The following is an 18,478-nucleotide window of genomic DNA, read 5'->3' on the forward strand; positions in this document are numbered from 1 at the left end:
GTGATAATAAAATTATCCTGATTTTGAACCAGAGACACAGAACTTTGACCGTAATAAGAGGGGCTTATATTGCAATTAATAAGAAATTTAATTATGTTTATTTAACATTAACAGCTCCAATATACCTTAAGGTAAAACTATTATGAAAATACACTGGATTATTACCCTACTTTTCATATGTAAAAAAATTAATTTTCAATGGCCATATGGAACATCCAAATCGCATTATGCACGATGTATTGTAATTGGTGAGCATGCTGCTTCGCGGTCATTCGTGTTTATGCGGCTACTTTTGTATGGATATTTCATACTGAATATTTACTCAGCATCTGCACAAAAAGACAGCACTATTATACCAATAGATACCTTTGAAAGTAAAATAGATTTTCAACAGCTTCCTAATGGCGTATCTTTCAAACCTATCTTAAGGCCGCTAATACAGGTTCCTGGTGGACGAACTCCTTATTACAAATACTTATGGGATTTTGGGGATGGCCACTTTAGCACACAGGCAGAGCCTATACATCAGTATGCTAAACCTGGTGAGTATGAGGTCTCTCTTTATGCTGTTAATAATTACTCGAATGGTCCCAAGCCGAAACGACCAATACGAAAAATAAAAAATACAGCTCCGCCATCAGCATTAGCACATCGTTCGTCTAATACCTTTGAGCAAAATTTCTTTGCGTCCAACGGTGTATTTCAGATTTTTAAGCTGTCCGATGCCAAACCGGGGGAAGATATTTCATTAATTCTCGGTGTACAAACCGAAGGTAAGAAAGGTAAAGTATATCTACTCTCTAATGAGAAGATTGCTGGGCTTAACGGGTTTCAGTTCGCCCACCAAAGCACCTATTATAAAGAAAACATTGATAGCTTGGTAAAAGCAGAAGCATTATCCAGTATGTGGGCCAGTGTAAAGCAGTCTACATTCACTAAGACTGGATCTCCAGACTACGGTATAAAAGAGGTATCCACGTTTCAAGATCAACAACAGGCCATCAACTATTTCAAACATCTTTATAATGCTTATAATTCTTTAACGGCCTATGATATCGACCCTTCGAACGGAGATCAGCAATTTTCCTTGATTAATCTTGATGTAACCGAAGATATGTTGGTAGACACGAATGCCATTGTCACCATCACCGGTGTATTTATACCAGAGGATGGTCTCGCAAATGTCCACCAAGTAGATATCCCAGTTGTAAAATCCCATGACCCCAACAAGATGTCTATAAAGCCCGCCAGGATGAACTATCGCTTTCAAAAGAAACGTAAGACACTGACCTACAAGGTTCAATTTCAAAACGATGGCGAAGGCGATGCCAAGAATGTGCGATTAGAGATGCGCATCCCGGATGAAATTATCAAAAACTCTTTTAAATTAAAAGCATTATACCCCAAATGTGACAGCTGTGAAACAAGCAGCAGCCGTGGTTGTTATCGCTACTATCTAAAAGATGATGGTACGTTAGTCTTTCATTTCAAGGATATATCCCTCCCTGGAACAGCAGCAAAAGATATTACAGATATGGATAGTACAAAGGGATTTATTCTCTTTGAAGTAGAGACACAAAAAAAGCTTAAGAACAAGTCCTTTGAGGCGTACACTAATATCTATTTTGATAATAACCCTCCTATCAAAACCAATACAGCAACTACACGATTCTTACGCACACTATCTCCATTTATCACAATAGGTGCCACAAGTACCTTCGGAACCCCCAAAGAGAACGAGCTCAGTCATAAATTTAAGACAGGTTATCAAATTGGCTTCGGTATCGCTCCGACCGCCCCTTATCGTAAACCATACTGGCAGATAGAATTATATACAAGTTATTTCAAGAGAGAGAGTCAATCTCCTCGTGGAGATAAAAAAGGAGAACACCCCTACTTGGTCGATGGAAAAACCAACTATTTTGTCTACAATGCTGTCAGCGATTTCGAAAAACGGGAATACCTCACATTACAAATACCCGTACAGATTCGTTATAACTTCAACCCTTTCTTTTCCATGGGAGCAGGTGCAAGTGCCCGAAAAGACTTTAACATCAAAGCTTCTGGACAGACGACATATTACCTCGAACGAATGGGGGCTAATGGGGTAATGGAAATCGCACAGATGAGTGAATCAAAAGATTTATCTAAAACAAACAGTGCTATCAAGATAAACCCTTTTCTCGATCTAAACGTCGGTAGTGTCAACCTAGGCCCAGCACTTGGATTGAGATTCACCTATGATAAGCACCAAAAATGGAATGGAGGTATCTATGGTATATTTCGCTTTTAGCAGATGAGAATACAATGTCTTGCATTACACATACTCCTACTAGTCGCCTGTAATAAACCTAATTCTGAGCCTCTAAAAAAAAATGAACTACATTTTAGCGAGGAACAGTTAGATTCTATTTTCGAAGTTTTTGAGGGTATCGCCTATGAAAACCCGGCATCTTATGTTAACGACCCTGACTCTTTTTTCAACCAACTGACTGTTAGCGCCAAAAGCAGCTATCAAAAAGAGATGTACCTCTATGGTCTTATTTTTATGGGATACGGCCTTTTACAACATGGGGATAATTTGGGAAGTACCAAATATTATGAGAAAGCCTATAATTACATAAAATCAACTCCTGTCCAAATACGAGATATTAATACAGAAATCGTCAAGCCTTTAGCTAATCTCTATATTCAAATCAATGACACACAAAAGTCAATCACACTGCTAAAAGTTACGCTACAAAAAATGAAAAATGAAAATGAAATTGTGGAACTAAGCAACAACTTGGCAAACGCTTATTTATACAATGCCGAATTGGACAGTGCCAAGACAGTCTTATTTCAAGCTATGAAGTACAAGGCAAGTTCAATCACAAAGGCTTTATTGTATAATACATTAGCTTCTGTATATGAAGAAGAACGAAATAAAGAAAAAAGCAAATTTTATAACAATCTTGCTGTAAAAGAATTTGAAAAGACTCCTCTGAAAGATGAGGCACAGCTTTGGTATGCCTCCGCCCTAGGATTAAAAGGTTGTTTAGTACAAGATAATAGACTTGTCACAAGAGCTATCAATCTCGTAGAAAAAGATTTTCCTAACGAACAAAATAGATTCAAAGCTAAGCTGACCCTGATGAAAGGAAACCTCTTACGGGACAAAGGTTTCTATCGGGATGCACTCGATGCTTATGACAAAACCCTATACTACTTCAAACCGGAAGGCAAATCATATGTACTAGATTATACGTATACTCAAGCACTTTTAGGGAAAGCAAAGATACATGTGGTCATGGAACAACTGGACTCCGCATTATACTATTATGAATGGGCTATAGAAAATGACTTTAGAACCCAACAACTGATCGTCAGCAGCAGGGATCAGCTACGAAACAATATACTTAACAAAGAAACCATTGAAAGCATAATTACACTCATTGAGAACAAACCAGGCCTTAGTCAGCAAAAAGAGGTTGTACAACAACTTCTTTGGTGTATCGAACTAAGCAAAGCACGATTATTAATTAATGAAATTAGTAGATCCGAAGAGTGGCTAGGCGCTTCTGAAAAAACAAAAAAAGGAATACAGACCATTTGCCAGCTCTACCATCAAATAGACACATCCTCGGATCAAAATGAAAAAATAAAACTATCTAAGCGGATCCAACAGGTTATGATAGAATTCGAATTGTCAGAAAAGTATTTTGAGGCGATACGATTTGAACCGCAAAAAACACAGTTTCTAAGCCATCTAAACAAGCCAAACAGTGATTTCTATACTTATTTTATCCACAATGATAGCAGTATAAGTGTTATCTATACATCAAAACACGATCTCCAGTTCAAAAGAATAAGTACAGCAGAACCTTTAGTACGTCTCATGGCTTTCAAAGACAAATACTTTGGCAGCAGCCCCAACAATTACAATCAAAACCCACAGGAATATAATCTCGAAGCGCAGTATCTTGCCGAAGAACTCCTTCCCAACATTGAAGATACGCAGCGTAATATTTTCGTATCATTGGATGGGCAGTTGTACGGCTTCCCTTTTGACGCCCTGTATAAAAATGATTTTTTAATCAAGACTCATAATTTTGCTTATCTGAATTCCTTTTTACTATTCGACCTTTTAACCGCAAAACCTCAGAAAAAATCAGCCATAGCATTAATGTACCGCTCCACTTATCCCGAACCTCTCCCTAATCTCCAGTTTGTCAAACAAGAAGTACAAAATATAGCCAAACGATACGCTGTAAATAAAATCGGACCTAGAAAACAAAACGATATTATAATACGAGAACAATTTGCAACGCCCAATGTAATTCATATCGCAGCACATACCATATTGGATACGACTACTGCTCCAGTCATATACCTCAATGAACCAATTTCTACCAACCAGCTCCGGTTTTATGAAATGAATGCACCACTAGTCTTTCTTTCTGCATGCAATACTGGTCACGGTCGTCCTCTCCCATCGGAGGGTACCGAAAGTATACAACGGGTATTTTTAAGTAAAAACGTTCCTTCAGTTATATCGACATTTTGGTTTGCAAATGACGAAACCATGCTAAACATTACCACTTCGTTCTACAAAGAACTCTTTGAAAACGATGATCCAATTTGTGCATTAGCAGAAGCAAAACGAACATTCCTACAATCAGCGCCCCCCGTTCAACAAAATCCTTGGTACTGGGCCAATATCAATTATACAGGTATAGGGAACAAAATAGGTTTGAAAAAACGATCAAATCTACCTTTTTTTACTGTTGGAGTGCTAGCACTACTCGTACTAGCTCTCCAATACCCTGTGACACTATGGTTTTATAAAACGTTTGAAAATAAAGACAAAAAAGCCAACAATAAAACTAAATAGAGTAATCTGCCTATAATCTTCGTCACGATACCAAAGTTCTTCTTCTATCTCTTCTTTCATGTGTATATGATTTGATTTACAACTGCTTTATGGAATATCCGACTATATTATGCACGTTTTTGCTGCAAAGTGGTATGCATACAGCTTCGCGGTCATTCGTGCTTGCGCAGTTATTGCTAAAAAGATATTTCATATCATTTAAGTTTATTGATTATTTAATAAACGTTGATCAGCAAAACTTTGCTACTTCACGTATGCCAAAACTTTAATTTCAGTCCTTCTATTCTCTTGGTGCATTTCTTCAGAACATTCGACACCATTTTCACAGTGATTCAATAATTTTGATTCCCCATAACCTTTAGCAATTAATCTATCCCTAGCAATTCCATTGTAGACTAAATATGCTACAGCTGCATCCGCTCGACGTTGAGATAGCTTTTGATTATAAATACCGTCGCCCCGACTATCGGTATGGCTTGACAGTTCTATCCGTAGACTTGGATTCTGCTTCATTATGGTGACTACATTATCCAAAACCAACGCTGCGTCAGAACGGATGTTACTTTTATCAAAATCGTACAAGATATTCTTTAACACCCAGCTTCCATCCTTTTCCAGATCACATACACCTAATTTTAAGATTACATACAACGTCTGACTACGATCTAATCCTTTGGTAGTCACCAACTCAGTTTGCGAGTATCGTCCCTGCTGATTGGCTACAACAGTAAAATCCGCTTGGGGATCCAACTGATAAATAAACTTACCTTCACTATCAGATATTTGGTTAGAATTGATTCTATTAGCGCTATTGGTCAAGACCGTATTAATATTCGGCAAATTACGTTCTACAGTACAGTCAAATGTCTCTCCAATCAGCGTAAACCGCGGATCATCGTGAAATATTTCCTTGAAAATAACTTTGCTATTCGTATTAAAATCGGCATCCGTCAAGATTAGCAATGGCGTCTTTACACCATTTTTCTCTCCAACCACTTCATATCTTCCATTTTTGACTGCCATCAACTTAGATGCTAACCCGTTTGCATCTGTCGTTGATTTCTCCTGTGTTTCTGGTCCATCGATAGAAACGACAACGCCACTCAACGCCAAATTGGTCTGCTTATCCCGTACCATAATCTGTAGGTCTTTTGACTCCGTTTTAGATTGGACAACTTCGTCGTATCTAGGCTTATCGGGAGCAACTAGAGGGGCCTCTGGCCGTTTGGACTTCCCAAACAGGTATTTAACTCCGATCCCAGCTTGTACCGTTTGATGGAATGTATTACGTACCACTGGCACCTCCTCATAATGGTCTAGGTATCCTTTAATCGTTGTTGTGGATTCAATAGGATTGGCTGTTTCGACACTTTCCTTTACGGCAAACTTACTTGCTTTATTACCAAACTTGACACCAAACGTCTGGACATAATCGACATGCGCAAACACCGCAAAATTAGATCCCAGCATGTAGTTAAATCGTAGACCTCCGAGTCCCGCCCAACTATTTGCCTTGTTCGTAGAGTCGTTGTCGGTAGATTTTATGGGATAGTCGTAAGTCCCCCTAGTATCCGAATAGCTCATTGTACGTACATATTCCGGAAAATACTGTATCATCACCCCGCCTCGGACATATGCTTCGGCATGAAACCTATTCTTAGTGAATTTATAAGTTGGCCCTAAGGTGAAAAGGTAATTTTCAAATCTCGAGTCATTCTTATAGGCAGTGGATATACTTCCATTCACAAAATAAAAACTATCCATTTTGGATATATCATTACGGATATACCGTGCATCGACTCCCAATCCAAATTTATTTCCATTGAAATACTTATCGACAAACAACCCAGAGTAAAAACCCGTCTTGACTTCACCAATCTTTTTGTATTTCTGAATGGGAAAGCTTGCCCCTCCCTGAACACCAATTTGCAGGTCCCCTTTCTCCTGCCCTTGAACATTTGCTAAAAATGTAATTCCCAATAACATTAATGCGAGTAAAAGTTTTTTCATATTCATCTTTTTTTTGTTTACAATTTGTTATTCCTCCTTTAGGATTCACTTTGTTATTGATATATAATGTCGATTTGTTATTTGTTACCCACTAAATGAAAAAAATCAACGTTTTTTTTTCCTAACTTGCGACTTTCAAAAACTATATCATTGATATGAGCGCGGTAGATCAAATTTCAATTCGCGTAGAGCCAACTAAACAATCAAGACTCTCGCAGGTAGACTTTAACAATTTAAAATTCGGGCAGATTATGTCAGACCACATGCTCGTGGCCGAATACAATAATGGAGAATGGACAGATGTCAGCATTGTGCCTTATGGCGATATCGCTGTCAGCCCTTCTATGTCTGCTTTACATTACGGACAGGCTATATTCGAAGGAATTAAGGGATATAAATTTGAGGATGGTACGGTGAGTATCTTCCGTCCGGACAAAAACTGGGAACGTTTCAATAAATCTGCAGCACGCTTGCAAATGCCTGAAGTTCCTGAACACATATTCTTGGACGGATTAAAGAAACTATTAGATATCGACCGTGATTGGATCCCATCTAAAGAGGGAACTGCCTTGTATATACGTCCATTTATGTTTGCTACAGAAGCAGCACTAGGTGTACACCCTTCTATATCATACAAATTTATCATTATCACTTGTCCGGTAGGTGCTTATTACAGCAAACCTATCTCGTTAAAAGTAGAAACACACTATACACGGGCTGCTGAAGGTGGTGTTGGGTTCTCGAAAAATGCGGGTAATTATGCGCTTTCTTTATACCCTACACAGTTGGCTAATGACGAAGGTTATGATCAAATAATGTGGACAGATGCTGCAGAACACAAATATATTGAAGAAGCAGGTACTGCCAATTTAATTTTCCGTATTGGAGATACGATCATTACGCCGCATGGAGATACTATCCTCCATGGGGTAACGAGGCGTACTATCATGGAGTTGGCAGACAAATGGGGCTATAAGACAGAACAACGAAGAGTATCCGTTAAAGAGTTGATCGATGGCATCCAAAATGGTACGGTATCCGAAGCTTTTGCTGCCGGCACAGCTGCAACTATTACACATATAGACCGTATCGGGTTCGAAGGCAATAATTACACGCTACCTCCAGTAGAAGGACGAGAATTCTCATTGAAAGTACTGGATTATCTAAACCAGCTACGTTACGGTAAAATCGAAGATCCGTTTGGGTGGAACTTTATGGTATAAATAGAAAGAACTTTCATGATTCCATTGAATCACCAACAGAGATGAAAGTTCTTGATGGTCTCTGAAAACATACACTTTCAGAAAAAAAATAAAGAGCAAAAATTTTTAGTCTTTGCTCTTTATTTTTTTATCCTTGCCTGGATAAATCCTATAATATTGTCCTTATCCTCCGGTTCAAACCATGTCGTATTACCGTATTTCTTGAACCAAGTAATCTGCCGCTTGGCATAACGTCTTGAATTTTGCTTTATTTTATCAACGGCCTCTTCAAACGAGATCTTATGATCAAAGAAATCAAACATTTCTGTATAACCTACTGTAAGCAATGCTGGTTTATAGCGATAATCTATTAATGATTTAGCCTCTTCTTCTAATCCCATCCCGATCATTTGATCCACACGTAGGTTAATACGATCGTACAATTCACTTCGCTCCACATTGAGACCGATGGTGATCACATTAAAAGGTCTTTGCGAAAAAATCTTCTTTTGATAATAAGACATAGGTTTACCCGTAGCTTCGTAAACTTCCAAAGCTCTGATAACACGCTGTGGATTGTCTGTATCAGCTATTGCATAATAATCAGGATCTACTTCTTGGAGACGCTGCTTCAAAACTGATAGACCTTGTTCTTCGGACAATGCGTTTAGCCGTTCGCGAATCCCTTCAGGCGCTTTGGGTAGATCGTCTAGCCCCTCAGTCAGTGCCCGAATAAAGAGCCCTGAACCACCGACAGCTATTACGACATCATGTATCTCAAATAATCGGTCTAACAGTGCCAAAGCTTCCCTTTCATAATCTCCTGCAGAATACTCTTCGTCTACGGAATGGGAATCAATAAAATGATGAACAGCAGACCCCAACTCGTCGAAGTTTGGCTTGGCTGTACCAATCGTCATCTCTTTATAAAACTGTCTGGAATCAGCGGATAATATTTCTGTCTTGAAATGTTGAGCTAAAAAAATAGCCGTAGCCGTCTTCCCTACTGCTGTAGGTCCTACCACTACGACCAAAGTCTTTTTATTTTTATTATCCACTGTACTCCCTAAAATGTCATTATTGAAAAAGACATATTAATAATCATCATCTGCAGACCCGAACTCTTCTTTATCACCTTCTTCATCCCCTTCCTCATCGCCGTCCATAGTTTCATAATCATCATCCTCATCTACGCCGTATTCTTCCGCACTTTCAATCTCTTCGACATAATCATCATCGTCTTCCGTCTCTGTAGAAACCGGAAAATTAGCTGAAGCAATCATTTTAGGTGCCTGACCCACAGATTTAAAGATTGCCGGATATTCCTTTCCTTCTTCCTCTTTTAAGATCTTTATCAATTCGACGTGAAAATCATAAGGACGATCAAAATTATAGATGTAGTAAAATTTTTGATGTGGATCATCAATAAATTTACTCAACCGTATGTTTTCCATCAACAGTACACCAGCCTCGACCTTACGCTGTACTGGCTTTAATGCAATTTCAGTACCCTTTTTCCACTGGTCATTACTCACATAAAAAGAGGAAGAAGTATCTATCTGATACCCTGTACTCTTATGAATTTCTTCGTGCAACTCCATGAATGTACTTTTTGAAGGCATATCTATGTCCCGATATACATCTTCATAATCTTCAAATGTTACTCTAAATCTATAAATTGCCATATATCAATATTGAAAATAAGCCAAAGCTTATCCAAATGTAAAAATATAAATTATTTTGATGTCCCTATGGACAATCTTTGCTTCGGCTCTAAGTTAAGTATCTTGGCGCGGGCCACCATAAATTCGTAAGCAGCCTCTCTCTCATTAGGAATATCACCTTCTAAAATTGCTTCCCGAATGGCATTCTTGATGACACCGACTTGCTTTCCAGGCTGTAACCCAAAGACATGCATAATATCTTCACCCGTCACTGGAGGCTGCCAGTTACGCAAGTGGTCTCGCTCCTCAACATCTCTCAACTTCTGTTTAACTAGTTCAAAATTGTCACGGTATTTTTTCTTTTTAAACTCGTTTTTTGTAGTTACGTCAGCGTGGCATAGTAGCATCAATGCATCAATATCATCACCTGCTTCAAATAATAAACGACGCACTGCTGAATCACTAACAATATCTTGTGCCAATACGATGGGTCTAAGATGAAGTTGGACCAATTTCTGGACAAACTTCATTTTCTCATTCAATGGCAATTTTAGTTCCGCAAAAAGCTTAGGCACCATACGCGCCCCCTTGTCTTCATGGCCGTGAAAAGTCCATCCCACCTTTTTGTCAAATCGTTTGGTCGCAGGCTTGGCAATATCGTGCATAATAGCAGCCCATCTCAACCACAAATCATCCGAAAGTTCGGCTACATTATCCAGAACTTCCAAAGTGTGGTAAAAATTATCTTTATGCCCTCGTCCTTCCACAATCTCCACACCGTACAATTGGCACATCACAGGGAATATGAGTTCTAACAATCCCGTATCAAAAAGATAACGAAATCCAATAGATGGTTTCGGGGCTAAGATAATCTTATTAAGTTCATCTGTAATCCGCTCTTTGGATATAATTTTAATCCGTTCTTTGTTATCGACAATAGCTTGTATAGCCTGCATATCGATCTTAAAATTCAACTGTGTGGCAAATCGTATAGCCCGCATCATCCGCAAGGGATCGTCAGAAAAAGTTTCCGTGGGATCCAATGGCGTACGAATAATACGTCGCTCTATATCGCCAAGCCCATCAAAAGGATCGAGGAGTTCTCCAAAAGAGGCTCCATTTAGAGAATAAGCCATTGCATTTATCGTGAAGTCACGTCGATTTTGATCATCAGCTAACGTACCATCTTCAACAATAGGCTTGCGCGAATCTCTTCGATACGATTCTTTCCGCGCCCCCACAAATTCAACATCGAGTCCCTGGTACACCAACATAGCTGTACCGAAAGACTTATATAACACAACCTTAGTATTCAACTGTTCACCTAATAGGCTTGCAAACTCGATCCCGGAGCCGATCACCAAGATATCTACATCATATTTAAAGGGGCGTCCCATAATCCGGTCGCGAACATAGCCACCAATCACATAGCATGCTGTATCCGTTTTATCGGCCAAATCTCTAATAATCGAAAATATAGGGTGTTGCAATTGTTCTATCATAGCTTGCGCATACAGACCTAGAGGCCTAACAAGTCACAAAAGTACTTATTTTAAAAGAATATTCTAAAAGATAAACGGAGTTAATTCGACAGCAAGGTTAATCTCTATCTCTTGAAAGCTTACGAAATGCCAAAGGATTTGCACTTAATTCAGCCTGCTCTCTCCTATTCTTTACAATATGCACCGCTGTAAAAATAGCTTCCAAAAAAGACTCATGCGAGGCCATATTACGACCTGCAATATCGTATCCCGTCCCATGGTCAGGAGAAGTCCTTACGATAGGAAGACCTGCCGTATAATTAACACCTTTACGATCTGCGATGTGCTTAAATGGAATAAGCCCTTGATCGTGATACATAGCAAGTACGGCATCAAACTTCTGATAAGCATGCGATGCAAAGAAACCATCGGCGGGATAAGGCCCGAAACAAAGTATACCTTCTGCATTTGCTTTAGAAATAGCTGGACGTATAATTTCCTCATCTTCAACACCAATTATACCATTATCACCGGCATGTGGATTCAGCCCTAAAACAGCAATTTTCGGCTTCTGAATCCAAAAATCCTTTTTAAGACTAGTATGCATTAATCTAAGTTTTTTTAATATCCCTTCTTCCGTAATCTGCGAAGCGACATCTTTAATAGGAATATGTCCTGTCACTACACCTACACGAAGGTCATCGCAAAGCATAAACATAAGTACGTCATCAGAACCAACCTTCTCTTGAAGGTATTCTGTATGCCCCGGAAACCGAAATCCTTCTTGTTGTATATTATGTTTATTTATCGGTGCTGTCACTAAGGCATCTATCTTTCCCGAGTTAAGGTCTTCGACGGCTTTCTCCAACGAAATAAACGCATACTTTCCGCCTATTTCATTTTCCTCCCCTAATGTAATTTTGACATCTTCTTGCCAACAATTAATAATATTGGGACGCTTTGAGTTTGCTTGATCCGGAGTTTGTATAACATTAAAACTAAAGTCATTAATGTCATTTGCTTTACGATGAAATGAAGCATTTTTGGTATTACCATAAACAATGGGTGTAAAATATTCTAAAACACGACTATCTAACAATGATTTGATAATCACTTCCATCCCTACTCCGTTCAAATCACCAATACTAATACCTACTTTCAATTTTTCACTCATTACATTAAAGCATTTTATACTCAAAAGTAACAAAAATTAGGCAATGAAAAACACTCTACATTCGAAATTATAGCTTTTACTCCCAAAACTCACTTGTTATAGAATCTTTATTTTAAACATTCATGACGTTTTTTTACTTTTGGCCTTGAGACTTTTCACTTTTTGACATTTCACATGAGTACTGTACGCGCTAAAAAACACCTTGGACAACATTTTCTAAACGACAAAAATGCTGCGCAGCGAATCGTTGAAGCCTTGGATCCATCATTAGGTTTCGCTCAGGTTTTAGAAGTCGGTCCAGGGATGGGGGTTCTTTCTGATTTTCTCTTACAAAAAGAAGAATACGAAACTTACTTAATTGATGTCGACGATGAGTCCATTGATTTTTTAGCAGAAAAGTATAGTGAACTGGGAGACCGCTTAATCCATGGTGATTTTCTAGCACTGGATTTCTCCAAATATTTTGGAGAAAAAATGGCTATTATCGGTAATTTCCCATATAATATCTCCTCTCAAATTCTTTTTAAAATCCTTGACGAGAGACACCGTGTGATCCAAATGGCCGGCATGTTTCAAAAGGAAGTTGCTGAACGCTGCGTCGCCAAGCCGGGTAGCAAAGAGTATGGGATCCTTAGCGTCTTTTTACAGGCATACTATAAAGTAGAGTATCTTTTTACGGTCAAAGCTGGAGCCTTCAATCCTCCCCCCAAAGTGCTTTCGGGGGTCATGCGTATGACTCGGAATGAAGTAGAAAAATTAGACTGCGATGAACAACTATTTTGGAAAGTCGTAAAAGCAGGGTTCAATCAACGTAGAAAAACACTACGAAATGCACTGTCTGCTGTGGTCGTAAAAGATAAAATGAGTGATAACCCACTATATGAGTTACGGGCCGAACGTCTTACTGTAGCCGATTTCGTTCAGCTTACTAACGAAATATTCAACGCAAGATAGAAAAAATGATTACCGACAGCGAGTTTATGATTATAGGCGGAGGTGTAGCGGGTCTAACCGCTGCTATCGCACTTCAATCTATCGGTCGTGAATTTGTCTTGATTGAGCAACGTCAAATACTTCATGGCATAGGTGCTGGTTTTGGGCTAGCAGCCAATGCCATGCAAGCCCTTGATTTATTAGGTTTAAAAGGAGATATAGAAAAAATAGGCTATTATTTGGACAATTACCATATCCTTAGTGAAAAAGGAAATATTCTTTTCAAACCTGATACAAGCAGGATATCCAATCAGTATAGTCAGAAAAACTTCGCTATACACCGCGCAGATTTACACGAACACCTACTATCGAAAATCCCATCAGAAAAAATTATACTAGGCAAACGTGCTATAAAATTAGAACAGGAAACTGGTTTTGTCCGTGTATTTTTTGAAGATGGAAGTATCCATACTGGGACCTATCTGCTGATAGCGGATGGGGTCAAATCTTTACTAAGACAACAATTAGTACCATCGTCAACTCCTCGCTTTGCCGGATACACGTGCTGGAGAGCTACAATTGATAATTCCAATATCAAATTAAATACAGGTTTTGAAACATGGGGAAAGTCTGGCCGATTTGGAGTTACTCCATTGATCGGCAATCGAATTTATTGGTACGCATGCGTCAATGGGAAAGCAAACGATCCACAGTTTAAAACCACCACCGTAGCAGACCTATACAATAGATTTGCGAGCTACCACGATCCAATCCCAAGAATACTACAAGCGACAAACAATGAGGACCTTATTTGGAGCGATATTATTGATATCAAACCATTAAATCACCTGGCCTATCACAATATGTTGATAATTGGCGATGCTGGCCACGCTACAACGCCCAATATGGGACAAGGAGCTTGCCAAGCAATAGAGGATGTAGCTGTACTCATAGATGAATTAAAAAAAAACAAAACAACGGTTAATGCCTTTCAATCTTTTGAAAAGAGGCGATTGGCGCGAACGCATTATATCACCGAAACTTCAAAACAAATTGGAAAAATAGCCCAATGGGAACACCCCTGGTCCATCGCGATTCGTAATACGTTGGCCAAAGCCCTTCCGAATCGGATCAAACAGTATAGTTTATTAAAGCTACTTTCCAAAGATTTTATGAAGGAAAACAATTAAAAAAAATGAGAATTCTTATTGTAGACGACATACACGAGGTATTACTGGAGAAACTTAATCAATCCAATATCTTGTACAACTACCAACCCGACATCACACGTGAGGATGCAGAACAATTGATTCCAGAATATGAAGCACTGATCATCCGCTCGAAATTTCAGGTGGACGAAAAATTCATTGATTTAGCTCCTAGACTTCGATTAATCGGGCGGGCAGGCGCTGGCATGGACAACATTGATGAGGAATATGCCAAAACAAAAGGAATCACCTTGATTTCCGCCAACGAAGGCAATAGAGACGCTGTAGGCGAACACATGATTGGTATGCTGCTTAGCCTAATGAACAACTTAAATCGAGGTGACAGCGAAATCAGACAAGGGGAATGGCGCAGAGAAGAGAACCGGGGCTATGAGCTTATGGGACGTACGGTAGCTTTAATAGGCTATGGTAACAATGGTCAAGCCATGGCAAAAAAACTAGCTGGCTTTGGTGTTAAAATATTGGCTTACGACAAATACAAAACTGGGTTTTCAGATGAATATGCAACAGAGGCTTCTATGGAAGAAATTGTTAAACAGGCTGATGTATTAAGTTTTCATATTCCGCTGACGCGCGAGACCAAAGGACTCGTTGACGATGAATACCTTTTCCATTTTCAAAAACCCATATTCTTTTTGATGGGAGCCCGTGGAGGAATAGTCAACATTCCATCTGTTTTAAAATATTTGGACAATGGAAAAATCCTGGGCGCGGCATTTGATGTGCTACCTGTCGAAAAATTTCCGGCACTTTCCTATCAAGATTGGTATATCAACCTTATCAGTCGGGACAATGTGCTATTAAGTCCACATGTTGCCGGTTGGACGTTTGAAAGTTATTATAAACTGTCTGCAATTCTTGCGGACAAAATAACAGAAAGTCTAAACAAAAATTAGCACACAGAAATACTGAGCCAACAATGCTAGATCCAACAGGTACACTTGGTGATAACCGGCCTTTTTGCGGAATAGGATAAAATGTAATGCAACAGCAATAAGGACATCGGTTAGAATAAACCCGGCTTTGACAGGCGCATCAAACGGCGAAAAAACCAACAGTAAAATGTGAATGACAATTAAGAAATAACAAAGAAGTTTCGCTCGCTTCTCCCCTATTAGATTTGGAATGGTTTTTAAATGGTAGTAGGAATCCTGTTCCATATCCCGGATATCAAATGGCAAGGTACATATAAGCAAAAACAGTATTTTCAACAAACCCAAGGCATTCGCCATCTCCCAGTCCATCGCTACCTCAGCGGTCCACATCTCTATCACAGGAAGTCCGACGCTACTCAACGACCAGACAACTGCTATATGAAAAAGCTTGAGCCCTGGAACCTGACGCAAACCACCTGATCTCCCTCTAACACGTAAAATAGGTAAACTATAAGCAACACTAACCAATCCTACGAAGCCTAAAAATACCCAGGTATGAAAATGCACTTGCAACAAACAAAAAATAAGAAGCAATACCGCAACAATATTATTTACCCAAAACACTACCTCATGCCCAAATACCCACCTAGTACGTGTATAAGGTGATTTTCGTGGTTCTTTCGGCTTGGATAGAAACAAACTAAAATTATACAACAACAGTGTTGCTGCTCCTTCGATACCTACCACATACCAATTATAATCCTGCTCCAAAACAACATAAGTCAGCAGACATTGGGCGATCGCTGCCATAGCAATCAGAAGATTGCTAAAAATAACAAAATGGTAGATTGTCTTGAGTTGATTCACACCTATTCTTTATGCTAATTTACAGAACAAATTCAATTACCTGTTATGATAAAAATTAGTTTTTGAGAGCAAAAAAAATTAAATTAGCCCTACAACAGGCTCTTTTACAGTTATCAATAAATAACTGTCTGTTTTGAATAAAAAAAATAAATATAATATAGACCTATACTAAAAATTACAAGTAAGAAATGAGTTTTCAAATTAAAAACTTTGAAGAGTATCAGGATGCTTATAAAAGAAGCGTCGACAATCCAGAGGAATTTTGGGGGGAAATAGCTGAAAATTTTTTCTGGAAAAGAAAATGGACCAATGTACTCAATTGGAACTTTAAAGAGCCAAACATTAAATGGTTTGAAGGGGGGAAACTGAATATCACAGAAAATTGCTTAGACCGCCATATCTATAAAAATGGAGATACTCCTGCTATTATATGGGAGCCCAACGACCCATCAGAATCACATCGTATTCTAACCTACAAACAGCTACTAAGCAAAGTAGAACAGTTTGCGACAGTATTAAAAAACAATAATATACGCAAAGGTGACCGCGTGTGTATCTATCTACCCATGGTACCTGAATTGGTTATTGCTATCTTGGCTTGTGCACGTATTGGTGCTATTCACTCTGTTGTCTTTGGAGGGTTTTCTGCGCAGTCGATCGCCGACCGAATCAACGATGCAGAGTGCAAACTGGTGATCACCTCAGATGGGGGCCTCCGCGGCAACAAAGTCTTAGAGCTTAAATCGATCGTAGATGATGCACTGATGCAATGTAAATCTGTAGAAAAAGTAATCGTATTAACCCGAACCCGTACTCCTATCTCAATGATAAAAGGCAGAGATGTATGGTGGGAAGATGAGATAAAGAAAGTCGAAACACAGGGCAACCCAGCCTGTCCTGCAGAAGAAATGGATGCAGAAGATACGCTATTCATTTTATATACATCTGGATCTACGGGCAAGCCAAAAGGTGTGGTACATACTACGGCAGGTTATATGATCTACACCGGCTATACTTTTGCCAATACATTCCAATACAAACCGGGTGAAGTTTACTTTTGTACTGCAGATATAGGCTGGATCACCGGTCACAGTTATATTGTGTATGGTCCATTATCACAAGGCGCTACCTCCTTAATGTTTGAGGGAATACCAACCTTTCCAGATGCAGGAAGATATTGGGATATCGTAGACAAATACAAAGTCAATATTTTGTATACAGCTCCTACGGCAATACGTTCTTTAATGGCATTTGGAGAGAGTTATATTGACAATAAGGATCTGTCGTCTCTTCGTGTATTGGGGTCTGTTGGTGAACCTATCAATGAGGAGGCTTGGAACTGGTACAACGAAAAAGTCGGAAAGGGTAAATGTCCTATAGTCGATACATGGTGGCAAACGGAAAATGGAGGACACTTAATCACTCCTATTGCCGGTGTAACGCCACAGGTACCAGGCTATGCTCTACTACCGTTACCAGGAGTACAGCCCTGCTTGATGGATGAAAACGGTAAAGAAATAGAAGGAAATGATGTCTCAGGAAACCTTTGTATTAAGTTTCCTTGGCCAGGCATGCTTCGGACGACTTGGGGAGATCATGAACGTTGCAGACAAACTTATTTTGCCACATACAAAGACATGTACTTTACCGGCGATGGGTGTTACCGCAGTCCCGAAGGATATTACCGTATTACTGGTCGGGTAGATGATGTATTAAACGTATCTGGTCACCGAATTGGAACCGCCGAAGTCGAGAACGCTATAAATATGCATGCCGATGTCGTTGAATCTGCGATTGTAGGTTATCCACATCCAGTAAAAGGCCAGGGTATATATGCGTATGTCATCGCTCATCATCATATCGATGCCGAAAAAACCCGTCAGGATATTCTACAAACTGTGACCCGTCTGATCGGAGCTATTGCTAAACCGGACATCATTCAGTTTGTAACTGATCTACCCAAAACCAGATCGGGCAAAATAATGCGGCGCATATTACGTAAAGTGGCCGAAGACGAATTGTCCAGCTTAGGTGACACCTCAACATTACAGGACCCAACTGTAGTACAGGCCATCATCAAAGGAGCTGAAGAGTTTAAAAAATAACCAAAATTAGGGGGCCTATGTTCGCCCCCTTCTTACAATCCTGCCCGTATTTTCTTCAAAAAACC

At 39.3% G+C, this 18,478-nt stretch carries 13 protein-coding genes; 7 read left to right on the top strand and 6 right to left on the bottom strand.

All coding sequences use genetic code 11. The features are described from left to right. Window positions 1–142 precede the first annotated feature (142 nt). Both G7B20_RS05165 and G7B20_RS05170 read left to right on the top strand, forming a co-directional pair. Window positions 143–2,293 carry a PKD domain-containing protein gene (locus G7B20_RS05165; RefSeq protein ID WP_164108941.1) on the top strand — a complete coding sequence of 717 codons (2,151 nt, stop codon included), beginning with the start codon at window positions 143–145 and terminating at the stop codon, window positions 2,291–2,293. Window positions 2,294–2,296: 3 nt separating this feature from the next. Then, window positions 2,297–4,873, top strand: a complete 2,577-nt coding sequence (locus G7B20_RS05170) for a CHAT domain-containing protein (RefSeq protein ID WP_164108942.1) — start codon at window positions 2,297–2,299, stop codon at window positions 4,871–4,873. Between the two features lie 243 nt (window positions 4,874–5,116). Here G7B20_RS05170 and G7B20_RS05175 read toward each other — a convergent pair whose 3' ends face one another. Further along, entirely contained in the window at window positions 5,117–6,883 is a 1,767-nt protein-coding gene (locus G7B20_RS05175; RefSeq protein ID WP_164108943.1) for an OmpA family protein, read from the bottom strand. 155 nt (window positions 6,884–7,038) lie between these two features. On the opposite strand from G7B20_RS05175, the gene G7B20_RS05180 reads away from it, so the two are divergent. Beyond that, window positions 7,039–8,106, top strand: coding sequence for a branched-chain amino acid aminotransferase (locus tag G7B20_RS05180; protein WP_164108944.1), 1,068 nt, complete (start codon window positions 7,039–7,041; stop codon window positions 8,104–8,106). Between the two features lie 119 nt (window positions 8,107–8,225). Here the strand turns inward: G7B20_RS05180 and miaA are convergent, their stop codons facing one another. The 4 genes from miaA to pdxA form a co-directional block, all read right to left on the bottom strand. Then, window positions 8,226–9,143: a tRNA (adenosine(37)-N6)-dimethylallyltransferase MiaA gene (gene miaA, locus G7B20_RS05185; RefSeq protein WP_164108945.1), complete on the bottom strand. Its 918-nt coding sequence runs from the start codon at window positions 9,141–9,143 to the stop codon at window positions 8,226–8,228. A gap of 36 nt (window positions 9,144–9,179) precedes the next feature. Beyond that, window positions 9,180–9,770: a plasmid pRiA4b ORF-3 family protein gene (locus G7B20_RS05190; RefSeq protein ID WP_164108946.1), complete on the bottom strand. Its 591-nt coding sequence runs from the start codon at window positions 9,768–9,770 to the stop codon at window positions 9,180–9,182. A 50-nt stretch (window positions 9,771–9,820) separates the two neighbouring features. After that, window positions 9,821–11,251, bottom strand: coding sequence for a CCA tRNA nucleotidyltransferase (locus tag G7B20_RS05195; RefSeq protein WP_164108947.1), 1,431 nt, complete (start codon window positions 11,249–11,251; stop codon window positions 9,821–9,823). 97 nt (window positions 11,252–11,348) lie between these two features. Then, entirely contained in the window at window positions 11,349–12,404 is a 1,056-nt protein-coding gene (gene pdxA / locus G7B20_RS05200) for a 4-hydroxythreonine-4-phosphate dehydrogenase PdxA (protein ID WP_164108948.1), read from the bottom strand. Between the two features lie 174 nt (window positions 12,405–12,578). Between pdxA and rsmA the strand changes: the two genes are divergently transcribed. From rsmA to G7B20_RS05215, 3 genes are read left to right on the top strand one after another with little or no spacing between them, the layout of a single operon-like run. Then, entirely contained in the window at window positions 12,579–13,358 is a 780-nt protein-coding gene (rsmA, locus tag G7B20_RS05205) for a 16S rRNA (adenine(1518)-N(6)/adenine(1519)-N(6))-dimethyltransferase RsmA (protein WP_164108949.1), read from the top strand. 5 nt (window positions 13,359–13,363) lie between these two features. Continuing rightward, a complete protein-coding gene (locus tag G7B20_RS05210) occupies window positions 13,364–14,527 on the top strand; it encodes an FAD-dependent monooxygenase (protein WP_164108950.1) in 1,164 nt (387 codons plus the stop codon). Between the two features lie 5 nt (window positions 14,528–14,532). Beyond that, entirely contained in the window at window positions 14,533–15,462 is a 930-nt protein-coding gene (locus tag G7B20_RS05215; protein ID WP_164108951.1) for an NAD(P)-dependent oxidoreductase, read from the top strand. Here the strand turns inward: G7B20_RS05215 and G7B20_RS05220 are convergent. Beyond that, window positions 15,448–16,308: a UbiA family prenyltransferase gene (locus G7B20_RS05220; protein ID WP_164108952.1), complete on the bottom strand. Its 861-nt coding sequence runs from the start codon at window positions 16,306–16,308 to the stop codon at window positions 15,448–15,450. The genes G7B20_RS05215 and G7B20_RS05220 overlap by 15 nt on opposite strands. A 188-nt stretch (window positions 16,309–16,496) precedes the next feature. Here G7B20_RS05220 and acs point away from each other — a divergent pair, with 188 nt between their 5' ends. Next, on the top strand, window positions 16,497–18,413 hold the full coding sequence (acs, locus tag G7B20_RS05225; protein WP_164108953.1) for an acetate--CoA ligase: 1,917 nt from the start codon (window positions 16,497–16,499) through the stop codon (window positions 18,411–18,413). The last annotated feature ends 65 nt before the right edge of the window (window positions 18,414–18,478 follow it).

It is taken from the genome of Sphingobacterium sp. xlx-96, assembly GCF_011007365.1.
Classification (GTDB): domain Bacteria; phylum Bacteroidota; class Bacteroidia; order Sphingobacteriales; family Sphingobacteriaceae; genus Sphingobacterium; species Sphingobacterium luzhongxinii.

Excerpts from the sequence above, each read along its gene's own strand:
- G7B20_RS05210 (WP_164108950.1), top strand. The coding sequence starts at position 13,364 with ATGATTACCGACAGCGAGTTTATGATTATAGGCGGAGGTGTAGCGGGT.
- G7B20_RS05190 (WP_164108946.1), bottom strand. The coding sequence starts at position 9,770 with ATGGCAATTTATAGATTTAGAGTAACATTTGAAGATTATGAAGATGTA.
- pdxA (WP_164108948.1), bottom strand. The coding sequence starts at position 12,404 with ATGAGTGAAAAATTGAAAGTAGGTATTAGTATTGGTGATTTGAACGGA.
- G7B20_RS05170 (WP_164108942.1), top strand. The coding sequence starts at position 2,297 with ATGAGAATACAATGTCTTGCATTACACATACTCCTACTAGTCGCCTGT.
- G7B20_RS05175 (WP_164108943.1), bottom strand. The coding sequence starts at position 6,883 with ATGAAAAAACTTTTACTCGCATTAATGTTATTGGGAATTACATTTTTA.
- acs (WP_164108953.1), top strand. The coding sequence starts at position 16,497 with ATGAGTTTTCAAATTAAAAACTTTGAAGAGTATCAGGATGCTTATAAA.
- G7B20_RS05215 (WP_164108951.1), top strand. The coding sequence starts at position 14,533 with ATGAGAATTCTTATTGTAGACGACATACACGAGGTATTACTGGAGAAA.
- G7B20_RS05165 (WP_164108941.1), top strand. The coding sequence starts at position 143 with ATGAAAATACACTGGATTATTACCCTACTTTTCATATGTAAAAAAATT.
- G7B20_RS05180 (WP_164108944.1), top strand. The coding sequence starts at position 7,039 with ATGAGCGCGGTAGATCAAATTTCAATTCGCGTAGAGCCAACTAAACAA.
- rsmA (WP_164108949.1), top strand. The coding sequence starts at position 12,579 with ATGAGTACTGTACGCGCTAAAAAACACCTTGGACAACATTTTCTAAAC.
- G7B20_RS05195 (WP_164108947.1), bottom strand. The coding sequence starts at position 11,251 with ATGATAGAACAATTGCAACACCCTATATTTTCGATTATTAGAGATTTG.